This is a genomic window from Sphingomonas sp. (assembly GCF_031361285.1).
Classification (GTDB): domain Bacteria; phylum Pseudomonadota; class Alphaproteobacteria; order Sphingomonadales; family Sphingomonadaceae; genus Sphingomicrobium.
Genome location: NZ_JANMCO010000003.1, coordinates 1 through 1,637 on the forward strand (window position 1 = coordinate 1; position 1,637 = coordinate 1,637).

The window sequence follows — 1,637 nt, forward strand, 5'->3', positions numbered from 1 at the left end:
CAGCGCTCCGCGCAATCGAAGCGGCCATGCGCCCGGTGCCCGTTGCGCGCGGCCTCTTATGGACTCAGGGCTGGGTACTCGAACGCCCCGACGGCGTTGCGCCGACGCGATAAAGCGCGCTGCCGCGACCGCGCCAGACGAGCGGCATCCCCGCGACGAGCCGCGGGTCGAAGGATGGGGCGTCGATCAACCACAGATAGTCGAACGCTTCGCGCGGCATCACCTTGAGCGCAACGTCGATCGGCCGCGCACCAGAGCAATTGCGGTTGCGGACGATCTCCGAAGGATCCGCCTTGAATCGTCCCGGCGCCAGGTAACGCACCTCCAGCAGGTTGATGCCGTTGGCCACCCACTGATCGTTGGAAAAGCCCTGTCGCCTGACGATCGTCATCGCCCCCAAGTGGACGTTGCGGGGCAAGTTCCATTCCTCACCGCAACCGTCATCGACCAGGCTCAACACCCGGGCGCCCATCGGGACATGATCGAGCGCGCGCAGCTTGTCCGCTTGATCCTGCGCGGCGGTGCCCAGGCTGACCGTGGCGCCGACGATGCGAACAAGGAAAAAGGTGAGGCCGAGCACCGCGATGAAATCGGCCAGCGGCCGCCGTGTTTCGCCGCGGAAGCGGATCGCCAGCAGCAGGACGGCGATCACGTAGGGGATCATCCGCATATCGGCGTAAGCGGAGCTGAACACCGCATAGGGGAGCAGTATGAATCCGGCGAACAGCACCAATGCCGAAAACACCAAATTGCGTGAGAAAGTGAGTTGCCGCTGCCTTAGCGATTCAAGGATCACCAGGAACACGATGATGACCGACCCAATGTCGAACCATTTCCACCGGTCGCGGAGCACCGCGAGGAAGAATTTCCACTTGAGGCCGAAGTCGAACCAATGGCCGGAATGCCCGCCATGGATCCTGCTCCGCCAGACGAGCATGAACAGCAATGGCAGCGCCATAACCGACGCCTGCAGTGCGGCGTTGATTCCGGACCTGAACCAGTTCTTGCCGCTGTCGTGCTGGCGGATCGCTTCACCCGAAAAGCACAGCAGCCCGAGCACCCCCCAGCCGAAGGTGTGGGTGAAGAAAACGATCAGCGAAATCGGCACGAACAGGATCGCGCGAAGCCTCAGCCGGCCGAGCCGCGCCAGGCGCAACCACAGGCCAAAGGCGAGGAATGCCAGCGCGATCGACAGCGCGAAATTGACGAAGCCGTACATCAATGGATGGCTGTAGGCGAACGGCAGGGCGAACAGCGCCGTCGGCGGAATGCGTCCGTGCACTTCGCGCGCCACCCATAGGAAGCCGGCGACCGTCATCGGCGGAATGGCCAGCACGATCAGCTTGACCGCCAGTTCGAGCCCGAAAATCTTGGCTAACGGAATAACCAGGATGTCGACCCCGAGATTGCCGATCGCCGCCCAGTGAAACTCGTAATAATCCTTGAGCCAGGGCGAGCTCCCGATATCCAGCTCCACCCGATAGCGGCCCATGTGGCCCAGCAGGTCGACCAGCGGCGGGATCGGCGGATAGATCAACGGCACCGCCGAGATCAGGATCAGCAGGGCGACGAACGGCCTGGTTTCCCACCAAGGACGGTCGGTCATTCCGGACTCACGGGTCGGTGCTTGGTCAGCC

At 63.2% G+C, this 1,637-nt stretch carries 1 protein-coding gene; it reads right to left on the reverse strand.

Annotated features, from left to right (window positions below):
- Positions 1-64: 64 nt before the first annotated feature.
- The coding region (locus RMO25_RS00050) for a hypothetical protein (RefSeq protein WP_309660557.1) at positions 65-1,637 on the reverse strand (1,573 nt) is incomplete at its 5' end.